Annotated in this window: 20 protein-coding genes and 1 pseudogene; 14 read left to right on the plus strand and 7 right to left on the minus strand. The window is 64.2% G+C overall.

The features are described from left to right. Positions 1-113 precede the first annotated feature (113 nt). The 4 genes from ACNFJ7_RS05465 to ACNFJ7_RS05480 all read right to left on the minus strand — a co-directional run bounded on the left by ACNFJ7_RS05465 (position 114) and on the right by ACNFJ7_RS05480 (position 3,425). Entirely contained in the window at positions 114-917 is an 804-nt protein-coding gene (locus ACNFJ7_RS05465) for a Fic family protein (protein WP_026009153.1), read from the minus strand. After that, a complete protein-coding gene (locus ACNFJ7_RS05470) occupies positions 917-2,107 on the minus strand; it encodes a DUF6817 domain-containing protein (protein ID WP_160327969.1) in 1,191 nt (396 codons plus the stop codon). Before ACNFJ7_RS05470 ends, ACNFJ7_RS05465 begins: the two co-directional genes overlap by 1 nt. 105 nt (positions 2,108-2,212) lie before the next feature. Then, entirely contained in the window at positions 2,213-2,746 is a 534-nt protein-coding gene (locus ACNFJ7_RS05475) for a hypothetical protein (protein ID WP_152997944.1), read from the minus strand. Positions 2,747-2,891: 145 nt separating this feature from the next. Further along, entirely contained in the window at positions 2,892-3,425 is a 534-nt protein-coding gene (locus tag ACNFJ7_RS05480) for a hypothetical protein (RefSeq protein WP_019369577.1), read from the minus strand. A gap of 14 nt (positions 3,426-3,439) precedes the next feature. Between ACNFJ7_RS05480 and ACNFJ7_RS05485 the strand changes: the two genes are divergently transcribed. The 13 genes from ACNFJ7_RS05485 (at position 3,440) to ACNFJ7_RS05545 (ending at position 15,492) form a co-directional block, all read left to right on the plus strand. Continuing rightward, positions 3,440-4,771, plus strand: a complete 1,332-nt coding sequence (locus ACNFJ7_RS05485; protein ID WP_019369578.1) for an HlyD family efflux transporter periplasmic adaptor subunit — start codon at positions 3,440-3,442, stop codon at positions 4,769-4,771. Beyond that, positions 4,768-6,897, plus strand: coding sequence for a peptidase domain-containing ABC transporter (locus ACNFJ7_RS05490; RefSeq protein WP_019369579.1), 2,130 nt, complete (start codon positions 4,768-4,770; stop codon positions 6,895-6,897). The genes ACNFJ7_RS05485 and ACNFJ7_RS05490 overlap by 4 nt, the downstream gene beginning before the upstream one ends. A 132-nt stretch (positions 6,898-7,029) precedes the next feature. Beyond that, on the plus strand, positions 7,030-7,617 hold the full coding sequence (locus ACNFJ7_RS05495) for a hypothetical protein (protein WP_019369580.1): 588 nt from the start codon (positions 7,030-7,032) through the stop codon (positions 7,615-7,617). Between the two features lie 104 nt (positions 7,618-7,721). Then, positions 7,722-8,876, plus strand: a complete 1,155-nt coding sequence (locus ACNFJ7_RS05500) for a hypothetical protein (RefSeq protein ID WP_019369581.1) — start codon at positions 7,722-7,724, stop codon at positions 8,874-8,876. A 158-nt stretch (positions 8,877-9,034) separates the two neighbouring features. After that, positions 9,035-9,598, plus strand: coding sequence for a hypothetical protein (locus tag ACNFJ7_RS05505; protein ID WP_019369582.1), 564 nt, complete (start codon positions 9,035-9,037; stop codon positions 9,596-9,598). A gap of 165 nt (positions 9,599-9,763) precedes the next feature. Further along, complete coding sequence (locus tag ACNFJ7_RS05510; protein ID WP_019369583.1) at positions 9,764-10,117, plus strand: hypothetical protein; 354 nt, start codon at positions 9,764-9,766, stop codon at positions 10,115-10,117. Positions 10,118-10,126: 9 nt separating this feature from the next. Continuing rightward, complete coding sequence (locus ACNFJ7_RS05515; protein ID WP_019369584.1) at positions 10,127-11,062, plus strand: aspartyl protease family protein; 936 nt, start codon at positions 10,127-10,129, stop codon at positions 11,060-11,062. Positions 11,063-11,188: 126 nt separating this feature from the next. Continuing rightward, positions 11,189-11,947: a hypothetical protein gene (locus tag ACNFJ7_RS05520; protein ID WP_019369585.1), complete on the plus strand. Its 759-nt coding sequence runs from the start codon at positions 11,189-11,191 to the stop codon at positions 11,945-11,947. 17 nt (positions 11,948-11,964) lie between these two features. Further along, positions 11,965-12,561, plus strand: coding sequence for a hypothetical protein (locus tag ACNFJ7_RS05525; protein WP_058805492.1), 597 nt, complete (start codon positions 11,965-11,967; stop codon positions 12,559-12,561). A gap of 253 nt (positions 12,562-12,814) precedes the next feature. Then, positions 12,815-13,156 (plus strand): hypothetical protein, encoded by a 342-nt coding sequence (locus tag ACNFJ7_RS05530; protein WP_156804366.1) that lies wholly within the window; start codon positions 12,815-12,817, stop codon positions 13,154-13,156. 104 nt (positions 13,157-13,260) lie between these two features. Then, positions 13,261-13,572, plus strand: a complete 312-nt coding sequence (locus tag ACNFJ7_RS05535; RefSeq protein ID WP_152997947.1) for a hypothetical protein — start codon at positions 13,261-13,263, stop codon at positions 13,570-13,572. Continuing rightward, complete coding sequence (locus tag ACNFJ7_RS05540; protein WP_019369589.1) at positions 13,569-14,009, plus strand: hypothetical protein; 441 nt, start codon at positions 13,569-13,571, stop codon at positions 14,007-14,009. Before ACNFJ7_RS05535 ends, ACNFJ7_RS05540 begins: the two co-directional genes overlap by 4 nt. A gap of 283 nt (positions 14,010-14,292) precedes the next feature. Further along, on the plus strand, positions 14,293-15,492 hold the full coding sequence (locus tag ACNFJ7_RS05545; RefSeq protein WP_019369590.1) for an SAM-dependent methyltransferase: 1,200 nt from the start codon (positions 14,293-14,295) through the stop codon (positions 15,490-15,492). A gap of 114 nt (positions 15,493-15,606) precedes the next feature. Here ACNFJ7_RS05545 and ACNFJ7_RS05550 read toward each other — a convergent pair whose 3' ends face one another. From ACNFJ7_RS05550 to ACNFJ7_RS05560, 3 genes and pseudogenes are all read right to left on the minus strand, one after another. Next, complete coding sequence (locus tag ACNFJ7_RS05550) at positions 15,607-15,909, minus strand: hypothetical protein (RefSeq protein ID WP_019369591.1); 303 nt, start codon at positions 15,907-15,909, stop codon at positions 15,607-15,609. A 3-nt stretch (positions 15,910-15,912) separates the two neighbouring features. After that, positions 15,913-16,266: a hypothetical protein gene (locus ACNFJ7_RS05555; RefSeq protein WP_019369592.1), complete on the minus strand. Its 354-nt coding sequence runs from the start codon at positions 16,264-16,266 to the stop codon at positions 15,913-15,915. Positions 16,267-16,479: 213 nt separating this feature from the next. Then, positions 16,480-17,510 (minus strand): annotated as a pseudogene (locus tag ACNFJ7_RS05560) (IS110 family transposase). Between the two features lie 275 nt (positions 17,511-17,785). Here ACNFJ7_RS05560 and ACNFJ7_RS05565 point away from each other — a divergent pair. Beyond that, complete coding sequence (locus ACNFJ7_RS05565; RefSeq protein WP_019371202.1) at positions 17,786-19,225, plus strand: IS1182 family transposase; 1,440 nt, start codon at positions 17,786-17,788, stop codon at positions 19,223-19,225. Positions 19,226-19,477: the final 252 nt, after the last annotated feature.

Consider the following 19,477-nt stretch of genomic DNA (forward strand, 5'->3'; position numbering starts at 1 on the left):
GCGGGTGCTCCCGCACCGTGAAAAGGCATGATGGTTCGAGTCCGGCCAGGGCACCACCGTCGCAATCCTCGGACATGCTGGCTTCGTGCGAACCCCATGACATTAGCAGCGTATCACCGTGGGATCGGCAGGTCGGCGGGGATCGCCATCTGACGATGCCAGAAAGACGCCGCCGCGAGAGTGAATTCTGCTAGCGGCCCCCAGTCGGCATGTAATTCGGCTTGGCGCAGCCGGATGATATAGCCGCCGCGGGAAAAGACGCCGATTTCATAGAGGGGCAGATAATAGTCCCGGGCGGCACCTGGCCCCGCGATCAAATTGAAGAGGATGCGCGACGCCCGGCCGTTGCCGTCGCTCAGCGCATGGCAGTTCACGATCATCGCCGCTGCGACGATCGCCCGAAAGCTGCTCGGCGCCCCTACGGATTCCGCCAGGAACCGATCCAGGCGGCCAAGCTGCGGCTCGATATGTTCGGGGCCGGGGAAGACGATGTGGCGGCCCATCGGATCGCGATCGGTCGCGATCTGACGGGTGCGGAACGCCGGATTGTCGACGAGATGGCGAGCCGCTGTACGAACCAGCTGCGCGGCAGGCACCAGAGGGGGCAGACCGGCGGCTTCGTCGGCCATCGCCAGCGCCGCGCGCCGCTCCATCTGCGATCGCGACAGGTCGATCGAGGTGCCTACCGGCGCGAACTTGGCGGCCAGCGGATGATGAATGCCGCGCAGTCGATCCCGCGGCGGCGGCAACCTTCTGTTCAGCCCAGCATCCGCCAGCGCCGCCGCCCGGCGCGCGCCGGCCGCTATAGCAGCGTCCGCGGCATGGAAGACTGCGCGATGCTCCCCAAGGGCGTCCCAGGCAGGTGGCATCAGCGGTTTGCGCCAAAGCCAGCGCCGCGGTACCGCCGACGCGGTCATCAGGCTGCCGGGCAATAGGTCTTGATGACGATGACGCTGCGCAGCGCGGGGCAGTCGCGCGACGGGGAGCGGGCGGCATGGAAGATATTGCCGCTGAAATGTACCAGCCGCCCCGGGCGCGGATAGGCGGCCGCGACGACGTCGCTCTTGCCCGCGTTGTAGAACAGCGTCTCGCCGCCCCAGTTCGGATCCCATTCGGGATGCGCGTAATAGAGCGACGTGAAGTGTCCGGGCTGATCGGCATCGCTGTGGATGTGGCCGTCACCGCCATAGGTCTGGCCGTTGGCGTAGACGCGGACCGGCACGTGGCCGGGCGCCAACTGGTCGCGGATCAGGTGCCACAGCTCGAGCACCGGGCTGACGAGCGGGCGGTTGTGAAGCTCGTGCTCGCAATCGGTGTTGCCATGGTCGTCGCTGTCGCCGGCGAAATGCGAGTGCCAGAAGAAGTGGCTGGTCTGCGTATCGGCGGCCTTCCAGCCATAGCGCCAGATGTTGCGCCCCATCAGCGCCGAAAGCTGGTGGCGAAGGTGCAGGGGCACGAAATCGTCGAGGATTCTCAGCGTGCCTGTCCCACGATCGAGCGCTTCGAGTTCGCGCTCCGAATCCCGCGGCGTCAGGGGAAGGTTGAAGCCGAATGTTGCCTCCACCTCCTCCGCTGCGGCCGGTAGCAAAAGCGGCCGCGCGTGACGCAGAAACCCAATATGCGAGGAACGCTGCGAAGCGCGCATCCGTGGAAACTGTTCGAGCCAGTTAGCGACGAAGAGATGGAGCAGGTCGCTCTTTTCGGGATCGATCGGCGCATCCGCGATGCGCGCGCCGAGGAACGCCTCCACATCGGCAAGGAAGGCGCGGGTATCGAGCGTGCAGAACTGGAACGCCAGCGCTTCCGCGTCGCTCCCGATCACCTTGGTAACCCGCGGGCGCGCTGCGATAGGAATCGTCTGCCGACGGAAATGCTCGGTGCCATAGACGGAGTGGAACAGCCCGGCGAAGCATAGATCGTCCCGACAGCCCCAGGCCTTGAGCTTTGCGTAGACGCCCTGGAGATGGGCAAGCAATGTCGTGTCGGTATGGCGGATTCGCGTACCCGGGATGCCGCGCAAAAAGGCGAGCGCCGCGGCTTCCCGATCCGGTTCGGGCGCGGCGTGGAGAAGGACGGGGGTCCCGAGGGTCGCAAGGGCATTGTTCATCTGCATCCTCTCCGTTGATGGCGCATCACAGTGCCGATGGTGTCGGCCGCGCATGCACCTTCCAAGCCCGCGTCGACTCCCAAAGCCGCTGGAATCAGGCCGATTTCACTCCGCCAGCGGAAGCAAATCGGCCGGGTTGCCGCCGCCCAGCAGCAACGTCAGCTTGGCGAAGCTCTCGTCGGTCATGCGCAGGAATACGCGCCGGCCATCCTTGGGATCGCGTTCGCGGTAGATGACGGCGCGATCCTGGAGGAGCTGGCACCAGCGCAGTGCCGACGTCATCGGCACGGACGCAGCCAGGCAGGCATTGCCCACCGGCACGTCGGCCGCTTCGGCGCGCGCGATGTAAAGCTCGAGCAGAATGTCCCAGACGGGCTCAGAGAACAGGCCGGGGCCGAACATCCGTTCGCGCCGTTGCCGGACGTTCAGCGCCTGCTTCGCCATTTTCAGGGCCCGCTGCTCTATCGATTGCGCCTCGATGGCTGCCCTGCCCGCGGTTTCTACGCTGTGTCGCAAGAGTTCGACGCTGGCGCACAGTGCCTGGACCTCGCAGGCCAGTTCACCGCTGCGCGGCCCACTGTCCGGATCGTACGATTGAGGTGTCGTAAAGGCGATGGAAGCAATTGCGTGTGCGGTCATATGCGACCTCGCTAGCTTAACCGAATACCAGCGCCCCGCTGACATGTCCGGCGACTCAAGTTGTATAACGCCTATATTTCAGAAGGTTGCAGTTTGAAATTAAGGTGCGTCAAAAAGACGGATTCGTACGATGAGTGGATCTACGTTACGAAGACGCGCTATCCCCCTCTTCCCGGCAGTCAACTAATACCAGCCCCCGCACGATCGTCATGCTACCCTCGTTCTTGCTGTACAGCATGCTGAAAAACGAGACGGTCTTGAGAACCACGATCGGATCAGCATCCAATGGGAGCGCGCGAAGGTCGAGGCGTTTCGCCTTGCACGACTTTAGGTATGTTCGGAGGCCTCGTATGTTGGGCGTTGTTCCGAACAGCGACTCGTAAAAGATGACAGCGTCGAGATCGCCCGGGTCAGGCTTAGGCCCGATCGCGCTGCCGCCCAGCAATGCCGCAACGGCACGGACCCCGAAAGTTCGGAAATCATCCACCGCGGCAACGAATTGCCGGACGAAAGCCTCGCGGTTGGAGAGAAAGCTGCCTTCTCTGAGGTGGGAGAGGCGCGCAACATAGGGGCTCGCGTTGAGAGGCGTGCTCTCGCGTTCCGGTCCAACAAATGGCGGAAACGCGAGTGCCTCCGCTGCAATGCGGCTCGAGTCCATGGTCTTGAGGATGGTGTCCATTGCCAAGCTCCCCTGTGTCCGCGGCGGCCGACGATATCCCACCTGCCAGCCTGCCGCTCGATCGCGATACAAACGGTTCGGGTGAACGGGAGTTGCCACCCGCCACGGCATTGTTCCGTGCCCAGGCTGTTGAGGGGCTGCGCTCGCGCCATGGACGGCCGGTGCCGCTGTTCGGGATTGCTAGCTGGGTTGTCGTCGCCTTCATCGTCGCCCTGCTCGTTGCCGTGCTGGCGACGCTCTTCCTGTCCAGCTTCGCGCGCAAGGAGACGGTCGAGGGTTTTCTTCAGCCGCAAAGTGGCAGCGCGACGATCACCTTCCCGCGGCCGGGCCGGGTTACCGACATCTATGTCCGCGAGGGGCAAATGGTCCGCAAGGGACAGCGGCTGATGAAGATCTCGCTCGACACCGCGCTGGAAGGCGAGACATTGGGGAGCCGCCTGGCCCGGGCGAACGATACGCAGGCGGCCGAACTGCGCCAGCAAATGGTCGCCGAACGTTGGTCTGACAGCGCGCGGCAGGAGGAAGCGGCGAGCCGCTTCGCCGGCGCCCAAACGCAGATCGGACATCTGACAAAAGCGGCGTCGCTGCAGCGCGAGCGGTTGTCGCTTGCGCAGGAGACCCTCGCCGGGCTCGAGACGCTGCTTGCCCGCGGCTTCGTATCGAAGATGCGGTTGCGCGAAAAAGAGGCCGAGGTAATCATGATCCGCCAGGCGATCAGCGACACCGAACGCCAGATTGATCAGGCGCGTGCCGATATGGCGACGCTGCGCGCTACCTCCGGCCAGGCCCGCGCCGATACGGCCCGCACGGTTGCGCAACTCCGCTCGAACAAGGCCCAACTGGAACAGCAGCGCGCCCAGTCTGACGCCGAGCGCGACGTCATCCTCGTCGCCCCCTATGCTGGCCGCCTCGTTACGGTGCGCGCCGTCATCGGCTCTGCACTAGACGCGAATACGCCGCTAGCGACCGTCCTGCCCCAGGGCGATAAGCTTGAGGCTGTCCTATGGGTACCCTCGCGCGCGATCGGTTTCGTCACGCCTGGCGATCAGGTGCGGTTGATGTTCGACGCCTTCCCGTATCAGCGATTCGGGACCGGTCATGGCACCGTCCGCGCCATTTCCACCACGCCGGTCGATGCCCGTGAACTGCCGTCCCGGACGCTGGCCGATGAGGGCGTGGTCTATCGCGTCAAGGTCCAGCTCGAGGCGCAGGCGATCGATGCCTATGGCAAGTCCTGGGTGCTAGCGCCGGGCAGCCGGCTTCGCGCCGACCTGATTCTCGATCGCCAGTCGCTGCTCGACTGGGTCCTCGACCCGCTCCAAGCCTTCAGGAAGCGCAGCACATGAACTTTTCCTCGCTACGCAACCTGCAGAGCGAAGCCGCCGAATGCGGCCTGGCCTGCCTTGCCGTCGCGGCGCAGCGGGCAGGCTCGCAGATCGACCTTGCCTGGCTGCGCCAGCGCTTTCCCGGATCCCTGCGCGGGATGAGCATGCGCCAGTTGAGCGAAGTTGCGCACGGCATTGGCATGACGACGCGCGCGGTACGCTGCGAACCGGAGGAACTGGACGACCTTCAGCTGCCGGCGATCCTGCACTGGGGATTGCAGCACTATGTCGTGCTCGAGAAGGTGCAGCGCGGCAAGGTCCGCATTTTCGATCCGGCTCGCGGCCACGTCACCGTGCCCATGGCTGAGTTGGGCCTATGCTTCACCGGCATCGCGCTCGAACTTGCCGCCTCGCCGCGCTTTCAGCGCAAGATCGAGCGGCCGCCGTTCAATCCGCTGTCGCTGATCCACTGGTCGGCCGACGTGAAGAGCGGAATCGTTCAAGCGCTGTTTCTGTCGCTGGTACTGCAGGTCTATCTGATCGCCTCGCCGCTCTACATCCAGGGCGCGGTCGACAGCGGTGCCCTGCGCGGCGACAAGGAACTGCTGTTTGCATTGGCGGCCGGATTCCTTCTCTTCGCGCTGTTCAATGCCGGAGCGACGGCGATGCGCGCGGTTGTGCTGCAACGGCTGGGCGCAGTGTTGAGCTGGGACATGAGCCGGCGGCTGTTTCACCACATGATCCGCCTGCCGCTCCCCTGGTTCGAAAAGCGCAAACTGGCTGACACAATGGTGCGTTTTCAGGCGATCGAGCCGATCAAGGCGCTGATCGCCACGGGATTGATCGGTTCGGTTCTCGACGGCGTGCTGTCGATCAGCATGCTCGCCTTGATGTTCGTCTATTCCCTGCCGCTGGCGCTGGTCGGCCTGGTCGGGTTCTTGCTGTCGATGGCGGCCCGATTCGCGGCGCTTCCGATGACGTTGCGTTTCGCAGGCGAACAGTTTCGCGCCTCGATCGGGGAGCAGAGCCGCCGCATCGAGACGCTGCGTTCGATTCAGACGATCAAGGTGATGTCCGGCGAGGCGCATCGCGAGGGATTGTGGGCCAACAAGCAGGCATCGTTGGTGAAGGCGCAGCAGAACAACGGGCTTGCCACAGGCCTGATCGGCGCGCTGCAGGGGCTGCTCGATACCGCCACCTTCGTCATCATCGTCTATCTCGGCGCGCAAGGCGTGATCGCGGGCAGCTTCACCGTCGGCGCCCTTTACGCGTTCGTTTCCTATCGCCAGCAATTCGCCAGCCGTGCGGGTACGCTGGTCGACACGATCATCAACTGGCGGATGCTCGAGGTTTATAACTCGCGCATCGCCGATGTCGTACTAACCGAGCCCGAGCGCGGTCTCGAAACCGAGCCGAGTAACCTGCCGGAGCTAAAGGGCAAGATTGAGCTGATCTCTGCGGCCTATCGCTACAGCCCCGGCAAGCCGATGGTATTCCAGAACGTATCGATGACGATCAACGCCGGCGAAGCGGTAGCGATCGTTGGCCGATCCGGCTGCGGCAAATCGACGCTGCTCAAAGCGATGTGCGGCCTATATCCCCTTTCGTTCGGCGAGGTGCGAGTGGACGGCCTACCGCTGTCGATCTGGGGACCCCGCGCGATCCGCTCGTCGATCGGCGTGGTTCTCCAGAACGATGATCTACTGCCGGGATCGGTACTGGAGAACGTCGCCTTCTTCGACGAACTGTTGGACGTTGACCGCGCGTGGGACTGCCTGGAGAAGGCAGCGATCGCCGATGAGGTGCGGCGACTGCCCATGGCCGAGCACACCTATGTCGGCGACCTGGGTTCGAGCCTGTCGGGCGGTCAGGTGCAGCGCATCCTCCTTGCACGCGCCTTGTACAAGCAGCCGCGTTTCCTGGTTCTCGACGAAGCGACGGCGCATCTCGACTTAGACTGTGAAAACCGGATCAACGAGTATCTGCGGTCGGCTGACATCACCAGGGTGATCGTCGCCCACCGCCCCAGCACGATTGCCGCGGCCGACCGCGTGTTCCTGCTTCATAACGGCATCCAGGATATCGGAAGCGGGGCGGACTATCGCGCCCGCTTCGAGCATCGCGGGCCAATGCGGATCATCAGCTGAAGACCGCTCGAAAACCCGATCCGCCCGCGGTGCGGATCGGGGCTGATGGCTCCTGGCATGGACCCGATGGTGCGAGGCAAGGGGGCAATGAACCGATAGCTTGCTTTTGGGATCAGCCCGGAAGGACATTTGATGCGCGAGTTGACGTTGCAAGAGCTTGAACTCATCGCTGGCGGTACGAGCACGGCCACCGCTTTGAGCGACGATATCGTGGTGACCGCAAACCCTGGTGACGGTGGTGGATATTACCCGCCGATCTTCAATGACGGCGGCGGCGATTGGGGTGGCGGCGGTGATTGGGGCGGCGGCGGTGGTGGCGACAGTGGCGACAGTGGCGGTGGCGATGCGCCCCCCGCCGAACCAGAACCCGATCCGGACGAAATCGTCGTCACGGCGCCACGTCCGACTGAACAATGCCCCGCTAACGACTGGTGGCCGGACATGTTCGAAGACTGGGGCGACGTTAAGTCGATCACGCCGGCGCTTGGGCCATGGACGCAATTCTGGCACGACCAAGGTACATGGTGCTTCTACGACGAGAACGACAAGCTGCAGGGCAAATTCGTGGACGATCCGAACGGAACGGACACGATAACCTTCACCAGCACCAACGGCCAGGCCAGCTTCAACGCGGGCGCCGCCACCGTATCGGGCGGCTTTGCCTCCAACGACTCCTCCTCGACGAGCATTACCTTCCACGTGAGCCGGGTCAACGAATGACGCGTTGCGCCGGGCGCATCGCCCTGATGAGCTTGTGGATGTCGGTCGCCGCGTGCGATCCTCGACCATCTGATCGGGGCGCTGCAGCCGGCGCCGGCTTCATAATGACGACCGAAGTTCGCGCGGCGGCGAACGGCTGCGGCGCACCGCCCGACAAGACGAAGTTGTACGACAGCGATGGTGGGCGATGGTGGCCCGATGGCACCCTTTGGTGTCGTGCCGGCGACACCGCCAAACCAGCTCAGACCTGGCTGCATGCGACCGGCGGCCGCGGCACGCACCGGCTTGTGTTCCAAGGGGAGCAGGTCTCGCTTCTGGAGAAAGAGGTCGCGCTTGCCCCCGCATCCACCCAGCCGCCGCCGCCGCCCTTCACCCGGTGCGGCACTGACACCCGCTCGCGGGCCTTCGCAGCCGAGAACCGGTTGCTGCATTCAGGCGATCTCGCCTGCGGGCAGACTTTTCGCGGTCCGGACTTCACACTGACCAGCGCGGGCTTCCAGGCTGCAAGCGGGACGATGCCCGCGCTGGTTACAACGCCGGCGGGCAGCTCGGCGGGCACGATCGTCTATCTGCTCGGCGGACCGTATGAGAACCTCCTCGCCGGTCTTGCCACGCGGGCGACGACGAACCACCTCCTGGCGCGTTGGGCGGGCCGGGCGGCGGTGGTGGTGCCTGCCTATCTGGGCATCGATCGTGTTCGACAAGGCGGAGGCGATGCCGCATCTGCACGCGCCGAGGTCGAGGCACTGCTGAAGGCGCTGGAACGGCGCGGCCCCGTCTGCGTGATCGGCTTCAGTATGGGCGCGGCGGTGGCGGCGCCGAGCGCCGCGCGACACCCGCATGTCGGCTTCCTGATGGCCGCGCCGCTGGCGGCGGCGCCCGCGACCTTCGTCGCTCGTGTCCGGGCAAAGGGGGGCGCGGCGCGGTACTTTGCGCTGACACCTGCAAATCCCAGCGATCGCGCGGTTACCATGGAATCGGACAAGGCCTTTCTCGATTACTTCGCGGGGAGCGAGTCTCTCGATCTCGCCGCGCTGCTTGGCCCGGGGCGCCATCCGAATGTGCGCGTCGCCTATGCTGCCGGCGACCTCGCGGTGACTGGCAAGGATCTGGCAGCGCTCGCACAGATGCTTCCGACAAACGCAATCCGTGGGCTGCCGGCGGCAGTCGGGCACTCGATAGAGGCCCCCTTTGCGGCTTCCGCCTACCGGCCGCCGATCGATCGCTTCCTCGCTGATTGTCTGCACGCGCGCGGCTAAGGGGGATTGGCGAGAGGTTTTCGGCCCCGACCGTTGCCCTATTGCTCCGCAAGTGGTGCAAATCGCGGCCGATGCCTCGCCCTGCGGAACCAATGGCACGAGGCAAGGAAGTGCCGGAGCGCTAGCTTGGCCCTGGAACCAGTAAGGAAGGGCGTTCGATGCGCGAGCTTACGTTGCAGGAAATGGAGCTGATCGCCGGCGGTACGACCACAGCCACCGCCTTGAGTGACGACATCGTGGTGACCGCTAACCCGGGCGACGATGGGGGATATTATCCGCCGATCTTCGATGGTGGCGGTGGCGGCGACTGGGGCGGCGGCGGCGGAGATTGGGGTGGCGGTGGCGGTGGCGGTGGCGGTGGCGGTGGGGGCGGCGACAGCGGCGACACCGAAACCGACACGACGACCGACAACAATGGCGAGATCGTTGTGATCGGTGCGCGCTTCGACGAAGCGGCGCGTTCGGCGGACATCGTTGCGCAGGTCAAGAACGCGTCGGGCTATATGGAATTCGTCTGGGACCTGGCGACGATGGACGTTCAGTCGCTCACGCTCAACATCAAGGACGACGTCAACAGCTTCACCGGGAGCGTCAATCTCAACAGCGGGATGGCCACTGGCACCTATGGCGTAACGTTCTCCAACGGCCTGACGGGATCGCTGACCTTCAGCAGCAACGGGACGAACTATTCGGTCTCGGCCGGGGTCAAGCTGAACTTCTGACGTATCGGGCGGGACGGCATCGTCCCGCCCGGCATCGGGACGATGCCATCGTGACAATGGCGCGGGCCGCCCGATTCCGCTGGTCGACCCGCTGCCTGGATCTTTAGGGTTGGAATCATGAAAGCCGCCATACTCCTCGCATCGCTCCTCCTTCCCGCAGGCGCTTTGGCGACACCGACCGGGCAGTTCGTTGCCCGCTGGCAGGCGGCATCGCAGGCGGCAAAGCCGGCCGGGAGCGCGGTCACGGCCGAACAGGCGCTGGCGACACCCGAACTCAAGGCGCTGCTGGACGAGTTCGCAGCGGTGGCTGGAGCCTATCGCCGGCAACTGCTCGACGCGCGTGCGGCGGGCAAGCCCCCGCGTGCCTGTCCGCCCTCGCAGGTTGATCTCACTGTCGATGCCGTGCTTGCCGAGGTTCAAACCCTGCCCGCGGCATGGCAGTCGCGCGAATTCGCCGACAGTTTCGGCGCCGTCATGGACAAGCGCTATCCATGTGCCAGTCTGTCGGCCCGCGGCTAGGCGGGCAATATGCGGATCCTTTTCCTGTGCCTCGCCCTTTTTCAGCCGCACAGTTCGCAGGATCGCTCGGAGGCGACGCCGCCGGGCGCCGATACCGCTACGCTCCGGCTCCGGCTCACCGACCGGGTCGATCGGGCGCCGATCGCGTATGAGGTTGTGCGGAACAATATTCTGTTTCGCGTGACGATCAACGGCCATCCGGCAACGGTGCTGCTGGACAACGGCGCCGATCGAACGCTGATCGACCGCAGTTTCGCGCAGCGGGTGGGGATCGGGCTCCGCCCGTCCAACCGGCGCGTCGTAACCAGCGCGCTGACCGAAGTCGCCACGGCGACGACCGACGCGGTGACAATCGAGGCGGCTCGCAGCTTCCGAGCGGAGGGCGCAATGGTGGCGCTGGATCTTCGCCCTGTTGAGCGCGCGTTGGGCAAGCCCATCGACGCGGTGCTTGGCAGCGATGTGCTCGATCATTTCGCCCTGCTGATCGATCCCCGCGCCAGGCAATTGTCCTTCCACCAGGGCGGCAGCGCCAAGCCAATGACGGGCACCACCAGCCTGCAGATCGGGCCCGGCTCAACCGTGGCGGCCGAACTCAACGAGCAGAAGGTCGGGCTGAGGATTGATCTGGGCTATAGCGGCGTCATCCGCCTGTCGAAATCGGCGTGGCAGCGCGTCATTCCCGCAGGTGCGCCGACGCGCGACGGATCCCAGACTTCCGCCGACGGCACCACGCGCGCGACCCAAATCGGTGAGGCTGCGTTGCGGATCGGCTCTGTTCGCATCGATCGCGTCCCCGTGGATAGCGGCTATGTCCCTGCCGGCACGGCCGACGGATTACTTGGAAACGGCTTCCTCTCGCGGGGGCCGTTCATCCTCGACCAGAAGGGCCGCCAGTTGTTGCTGCTCCCGCGCCAGCAGCGGCCAGACGGCCCGCGCACGCCCTGATCGATATGCTCCGGCCATGGTGCAAACGACGCAGGACGCCCGCCTGATCTGGATCGAATAGTCCGAGAGCGGTTTGCGGCGGCGGGGTAACATCGCGCATCCTTCATCGAGCAAAAGGCTTTCTCAATGCGCGAATTGACCTTGGAAGAGCAGGAACTGATCGCTGGCGGCACCGACACCACCGACCTTCCCGAAATCGTCGTCACCGCCGACCCAGGCGACGGCGGCGGTTGGGGAGATTGGGGCGATTGGGGCGACTATGGCGATAACGGCGACTATGGCGATGGCGGCGGTGGCGGCGATTCCCCACCCGATCCCAACTGTGCCGGTTCGACACCGCCGGCGGACTGGGCAGACAGCCCGGAGGTCAAGGCCGCGCTGGATACCGCCAACAAGGACAAGGCCAGCGTCGAGCGCGCGATCGACGGCTGGAACACGGTCGTCGCTGCGGCGAACGCGCACGGCATCGACCCGGCGCTGCTGGCCGCGATCGGCATTCGCGAGAGTGGCTTCAGCAACATCGATCAGCCCGACGGCCTGGGACGCGGCGTTTTCCAGATCGATTTGGGCGCGCACCCCAATGTGACCGAGGCGCAGGCGCACGACCTTGCCTTCTCGGCCGATTACGCCGCCGGCCTTCTCGCCTCCAACATGGCATCTTTGTGTGCCGAATTCCCGAATTTCACGGCGGATCAGCTTACGCAAGCGACCGCAGCGTCGTATAATTTCGGCGTGGACGATATTTCGGGCAACCCGGCAACGATCGATGTCGGTACGACGGGCAACAACTACGGTTCGAACATTATGGGGCTGATGGGCGCGTTCAAGGAACCCGCCTCCGGGATCACGCCAGGCGCTGGGCCCGATAACGGCGGCTGCAGCTGACGACAGGAGCCGGACATATGGACCGATTGGATTACGTTCTCTGGCCGGCCGCGGCGATCGTCGCCCTGGCGCTTGCGGGTCCTGCCGTGGGACAGGGCCCGCAAGCCCAGGACGGCTACGCGGATTGCGCGCCACGAGCGGGCGGGATCGATGCTCCCAGGCTTCGGCGCGCCATACTTGCCGCGGCCCGGCCGCGCATCGGCGCGGACACGTTCTTTGACGACAATGTCGTTGTCGTGGCGCCAGCCCGGCTGGGTCGGGGCCAGCCCGATGTGATCGCCTATGTAGCGGGACCGCGCATTTGCGGTTCGGGCGGGTGCAACGCCTATGTGTTTGAGCGTGAGGGCCGAGCGGGGTATCGGCCGCTCGGCACGATCGTTCCGGCCCGGCTTCCGATCCACGTGCTCGAGACCCGCCATGGCGGCCGGCAGGACCTGGGCGTCGCCGTCAATGGCGGCGGCGTGCGGGTGGGATATGTCGGCGCGCTCCCCTTCAATGGCCGCCGCTACGCGGGCAATCCCACCTTGTCCGGCGTCCGCCATGTCGCCCGCGGATCGGGAACGGTCCTTATCGGGTTGCCGGGGCAGGCCGAGGGGCAATGCCGCCTGCGCTAGCACCGGGCGGGAGGGGGGCAGCCGGTAGACCTGCGCCATCGTCGTACGAGGGCACCCATCGACATCCGTTTCCTGTCGCTGCGCGCGCCGGGGCACCCCTCTTTGCCTTTCACGGGGTGGCTTCGCCGCTCCGATCGCTCCGATAGCGGAGCAAATCACAGGGCCGCCCTGCCGGGCATGGATGGGATTGCGCCGAGAGCAAGGCGATGCATCGGCTAGCATTGTCGCCATCGAATCGGCGAAGGGTAATGCGATGCGTGAACTGACGCTTGAGGAGCAGGAACTGATCGCCGGCGGCACCGTCACCGACGGTACGGACAGCGGCGGGGACATCGTGGTGACCGCCAATCCCGGCGATGGTGGCGGGGGCGACTGGGGCGATTACGGGGACGGCGGCGGCGGCGGCGGCGGCGATGGCGGAGGCGATGCGCCACAGCCGCAGCCCCCGGAGCCGCCCTGTGGCGACAGCAATCCTGCTACGATCGAGACGGCCGACGGCACGAAATATGATGGCCTGGATGGCGCAAATATTACGTGCCCCAGAGCATCGACAACACCTACATCAACGCCGTCGCGGAGCATCTCCACGATGTGAGGACCAGCGGGTATCCTGGCCAGATCTATGTCGAACTGAATGATATGTATACAAATCCAAGCAATCCGTTTTTCCTGGATTTCAAGGAGTATGGCACATCTTCGATGCCGGGAACGGTGGATGCGGGCACGCAGAGCTATTATAGCGAGGCGGCGGGCCAATGGGTTGAGACCAGCTACTTCGAACCCTATGGCAACGTTCTGTACGGCTACATGATGACCGTGGCCGGCTATGCGCCAGAGGAAACCTGGGCGGTTGCCGCCGCGATGCAAGAGGGCAATCCGGGCACCGGCATTCCCCATGACGATCTTCAGGACCAGCCGCACGTCAATCTGGGCATCTCGGCCGCGCAGCAATATCTGGCGACCGGCCAGAGCTACTCCCCGATCAACATCGATTCCGCACCATGCGGATGAAGGTTGCCGGTAGGCTTGGGCCGGCACTGCTCCGATCGGTGATCGCGGCGTTGCTCGTCGGCGTGATCCAGCCCGCATCGGCTGCAGATTATGGCTGTGGCCGAACCGCGCGAAGCGCAGACGGGCGTGTCGCTGCGCTGGTGTTGCAAACCACCGGCGGGGTGACGCCCGATGGCCGTGCACCCGCATCCGGCGAAGCGCGTCTGAAGCTGGTCCTCTGCCAGAAGAGCGGATGCGGGCAGCCGATTGATCTCGGTAGGCCAAGGCCGTTGGCGGTCGGCTGGCAGGGAGAAGTGTTGACGCTTTTCTCGGACGCTATGCCCGATCGAGATATGCGACCCGAGGGTATTGCGATGCAGCCCTATGCCGCCGCCACATCGCAGGCGCTTCGCTACGACCTCGCATCCTGCCGGCGCCGGCCGAGTGCGGGGGGCTGACGCTGAAAGTTGCCGGTAGGGGGAGCATTTCGCACCCGATGCGCGGTGCAGGCGGCGCGGATATCGTAGGTTTAAGCGTCCGCGTTGCTGCCTGCTTGATCGGCCCCGGCTGGTTCGATCCGGCAGCGGAGCAATTACCGCCCGATCCTTGCCGAAATGGTGGTTGTGTTGGCTGACACGGCCGTGCCGTCTGCCGATTTCGGTCGAACGGTCGGCACTGACGGGCCAGCACCGCTTGAAATCGCCGCGCAGCAGATGCGCCGCCCGTCCGGATGGAAAGGGAATGATCGTGAACAACGCCAATACCGCCACACGCGACATGACCGAGCGCTGGGAAGCGCTCGCCGCCGAAATTGCGGCAGCGCAATATGATCCGGCTTGCAAGGGCCGGTTGATGGTGATGGGATCGGGCCTCGCCTTCACCGACTTTCTCCGCGATGCGGAGGACGAGATTCGCGCTGCCGACGCCTTGTTCCACTGCGTCTACGACAAGGTGACGCAAGTCTGGCTGGGGCAGATGCGACCCGACGCCTATGATCTGCGCATCCTCTACAATGACGATATCGAGCGCCACCTCACCTATGTGCGGATGGCGCAGGCGATGCTGCACCACGTCCGGCTCGGGCAACGGGTGGTCGCCATCTTCTATGGCCACCCGGGCGTGTTCGCGATGCCCGCGCACCGGGCGATCCACATCGCTCGCCATGAGGGGCACGAGGCGCGGATGCGGCCCGGCATCTCCGCGCTCGACTATCTAATCGCCGATCTTGGCTTCGACCCGGCGCTACCCGGCTTTGCCAGTTTCGAAGCCACCGATCTGTTGCTTCGCCGCCGTCGCCTCGACACGACGCTGCACATCGTTCTGTGGCAGGTCGGGGTGGTTGGTGAACTGGGCTATACCAGCCAGGGGTTCGCCAATCGCGGGTTCGACGTGCTCGCCCGGCATCTGTCCGATGTTTACGGGCCCGACTGGACCGTGACCCATTACATTGCGCCGCAATATGTGGGAATGGATGCGCTGGTCGAACGGATCCGGATCGGCGACCTTGCCACCGACGCGAACCGCGCGAAGATATCGTCGCTGTCCACCTTCTATATCGAACCGCGCGACGACGTGGAGACGGATGCGGAGATTTCCGTGGCCCTCGGCTGCACCAAGGCGGGGGACACCACATCGCGGCCGTTCCGCATCTACGATTACCGCCGCGACGGCCCACGCGAGCGCGCGACGATCCGGAACCTTGCGCAGTTTCGCGCGCCGGCCGGTTACCGCCTCACCGGCTACTCGCCCGAATATCAGTTCATGCTGGACCTCAGCCGCGACGCAGCCCTGCAGGCCGAATACCGCCGCGATCCCGCAACGGTCGTGCAGCGGGTCGCGGTATCTTTCCAGAACGAGCGGAAGGTAAAGCTGCTCGCCATCCCGCATCCCAAGGCAATCGACGCGGCGCTCAGTGAGGAACCGGAAGCGTTAGATGCGTAAGGCGAGGACGGGGACTTAGCTCGAATTTGTACGTTTTTCTCGACAATCCTGGCCTATTCGTCGCACCACGAATGCGCAGCTGCAGATAATAATTGCCGACGGGCTCGAGCGTCATCAGCTCGTCGAGGCTGAACAGCTGCGCCAGTCAGCGAGCAACGCTGTGATCCGCACGCCCCGCGTCGGCATTCCCCGCGCGGCGGTGTTGCCGAGCGTGAACAAAATGTCGCCAACAGCATCTTCATAGCCAGGGGCTCCAACGCGCATCGGCATATCGTCGGTCAGTCTGTTTCGCAGTGGGCTTTCAGCCGGCAAATGGGCGAGCATATCGGCCACGGTAAGCGCAAATTCCGAGCGCACGCCACTGTCTTCGCTGAGCGCGGTACGAAATGCCAGGAACGGCATATCAATATGACCCATCGGCTAACCTTGCCTTGCCTCGGCACCGCCCGGAATCTTCGTTCTGCGCTTGGTCAGCACGCGCGGCCGCTCCCTGTATGATGTTAAGATTGTGACAGGTTCGAGCCGGTCGACACTGGCCAGGCTGAGCACCAGCCGGACGATGCCGTAGCTGATCACCAGCGCCGACTGATCATCGACAGCGCCGCCGCTCCGATGGAAAGTGGGCCATAGGTCTGCGGGTGGGTCAATACCCACGTCTCCATTACCAAAATCGCCCCGCGCAGCGGGTCGTCTAATCGCCCGTTCGTCAAGGGGCAGGTGCAACTTGGTCAGTCGTTCCAGCCGGTGGTGTTCGTATGCCGGGTACAGGGTCATCTACGCGGTCGATGCCAGATTGATCGCCGCAGGATGGGTTCCGTCGGTGAGATCTTCCTATGTTCGTGACGCACTCCACCAGAGGCCCGCAGTGCTTCCCGCTTCGCGGAATGATCCCGTCCGCGTCCCGGCAGGGACGACTTGGCGCGTCATGCAAGGACGCTATCGGTGGAATGGCTGATAATGACTTCCGTCGACAGGTATCGAACAGAATCAAGCGGCAGCGGGGTTTCCGGCTTGCGGGTCGAACAGCTCGCCCGTTTTGAGCATCGCATGCATGATCACCGCGAGCTTGCGTGCCAACGCCACGGCCGCCCGCTTGAAGCCGAGCCTTTCCTTCAGTGCGAGCGCCCAGGTCCGCAACCTGCTCGTCTCCGTCGACCGGTTGAGGATGACCGCGGCAGCTTCATGAAGCAGGCTGCGCAGCTTGTGGTCGCCGCGACGTGAGATATGCCCATCATGATCGACCTCGCCGGACTGGAACCGCCTGGGGGTAAGCCCGACCCATGCACCGACGGCGCGCGAGTTCCTGAAGTTCGCCGGATCCTCCACCGCTGCGGCGAAGGCGGTGGCCGTGACGGTACCGACGCCAGGTACCGAGGTGAGCAGACGGCAGCGCTGATCCTCGCCTGCCATCGCCACCAGCTGCTTGCTCAGTTCGGCCACCCGAAGCCGGATATGGCCCCAGGCCTGAAGCATCGGCAAGACAATGCGCGCGAGCTTATCCTCGCCTTCCAAAAGGGTACCGACGTTGCGTTCGAACACACTGCCGGCCCCCTTGGGCACGATGAGACCGAAGGTCTTCATGAGCCCGCGGATCTGGTTGGACATCTGCAATCGCATCTTCAGAAGCTGGCGACGCGCCGTGACCAGCGTACGGATCAGCATGCTGTCGAAGCCCTCACCCGGACCTCCCGGTAGAAGCCAATCTCGGCCAGATGCGCCAAGCCATCGGCATCGTTGGCATCAGTCTTGTTCGCGGCCATGTCGAGCGCCGCCTTGGCATGCCGCGCGTCGATACAGATCGCCGGCATGCCCTCCGCGGTCAGCGCGTGGTAGAACCACACTGACAGCGGTCCCGTCTCGAACACTACCCGCCGGGCCTCCGGCGCGCGCTTGCGGATCATCGCCGCGAGTAGTTGCGGGTCTGACGCACACTTGCCCCGCCAGATCCTCTTGCCGCCCTGCCGGATCGAGATCGCCGTCTCTTTTATGGATACGTCGAGGCCGATATACTGGTCCATGGCTGTCCTCCGTTAGATGCCTGGGCCCGGTGTCGATCGTGAGCCCGTATCTTCATCTTATCGGGGGGCAGCCAACCGGCTAGACTAGGTGTTCGAACATTACCACCAAACCTACGTGGCAACCGCTCCCGCGATTACGTCATGTTCGTGCTCCGGCCCGACCTTCGTCATCCCCCATTCCCGTTCGGGGAAATGCCGAATGTCCGCTGCTGACCGAGGCTGTGTAGAAACGCTGTTTCGTGGTAGACTTTCCCGGGATTTCGGGAGGCTTGCCGATGGGCCGTTTCGTGGAAGAACAAGACCGTCGGCAGGATTTTCTGCTGCCGGCATCGCTCGATGATTATGTATCTGAAGATAACCCGGTTCGGGTTGTCGAGGCGTTTATCGATGAGCTGGATCTGGTGGCAGTTGGCTTTGCCGGGGCGACGCCAGCGCATACCGGGCGGCCAGCCTATCATCCGTCGACGATGCTCAAGATCTACCTCTACGGCTATCTGAACCGGATCCAGTCGAGCCGGCGCCTGGAGCGCGAAGCGCAGCGCAATGTCGAGCTGATGTGGCTTACCGGTCGATTGGCACCGGACTTCAAGACGATCGCCAACTTTCGACGGGACAATGGTGCCGCAATCCGGGCGGTCTGCAGCCAGTTTGTGGTGCTGTGCCGACAATTGAGCCTGTTCGGACAGGCGACCGTCGCGATCGACGGCAGCAAGTTCAAAGCGGTGAACAACCGGGATCGCAACTACACAGAACACAAGGCGGCCAAGCGGATCGAGCAAGTCGAGGCCAGCATCGAGCGCTACCTTGCGGCCCTCGATCGTGCCGATCGTGAGACCAGCGACGTTCCGCAAGCGCGGGTCGAACAGATCCGCGAGAAGATCGCGGGCTTGCGCGGCCAGATGCGGTTCCTGAAGGAAATGGCCGCACAGGTCGAAGCGGCGCCCGATCATCAGGTGTCGCTGACCGATCCGGATGCCAGGTCCATGAACAGCAGTGGTCGCGGCACTGGCATTGTCGGCTACAACCTGCAGGCAGCGGTGGATGCCGAACATCACCTCATTGTCGCGCACGAAGTGGTGAACGAGGGCAATGATCGGGCGCAACTCGCGCCGATGAGCCGGCAAGCGCAAGCTGCCATTGCCGCACCCGAGATCACCGTCCTGGCCGATCGCGGCTATATGAACGGCGAACAGGTGCTGGAATGCGAAGGCACCGGCATTTTGCCCTGCGTGCCCAGAACCGACACGTCCGGCAAGGCCCAGCGCGGCTTATTCACCAAGGCCGACTTCGTGTACGATGCCGACCACGACCACTATACCTGCCCGGCAGGGGAATATCTGACCAAGGCACGTACGCGGTCGGATCATCACGGCGACATCGACCATTACCGCAACCTGAGCGCCTGCCATGGCTGCGCATTGCGACCGCGCTGTACCACTGAAAAAGTGAAGCGCGTCAAACGATGGAAGCATGAGGCGGTCATTGATGCCATGCAAAAGCGGCTGGACCTATTACCCAATGCCATGGGCATCCGTCGCCGAACCGTCGAGCATGTCTTTGGTACGCTCAAATCCTGGATGGGCAGCACCCATTTTCTGACCAAGACGCTCCACAACGTCAGAACCGAGATGAGCTTGTGCGTGCTGGCCTACAATATGAAGCGAATGATCCAGATCATGGGCATTCAGCCGCTCATTGCAGCAATCCGCACCTGAAAGGCCGGCGCGAAGACCTGGCATTTTTGTAACCGCGGCCTTCCGAGCCCCACCGCGCGCCTTACACCTCGGGAGCGTTTCTACACAGCCTCGACCAAAACCTGCCGGTCGACAAGTCGCGAGGGACGGCATAAATGTCCCACGATCCGGCGTTCGCTTGCGGCGCCTGCCGACCAGATTACGTCGTTAAGCGAAGGACCTGCGAACGGCGGCTATTCCCAAAAGTAGTCGCTGAGTTCAGTAAGGCCTTCA

Source organism: Sphingomonas sp. HT-1, assembly GCF_048568905.1.
Lineage (GTDB): Bacteria > Pseudomonadota > Alphaproteobacteria > Sphingomonadales > Sphingomonadaceae > Sphingomonas.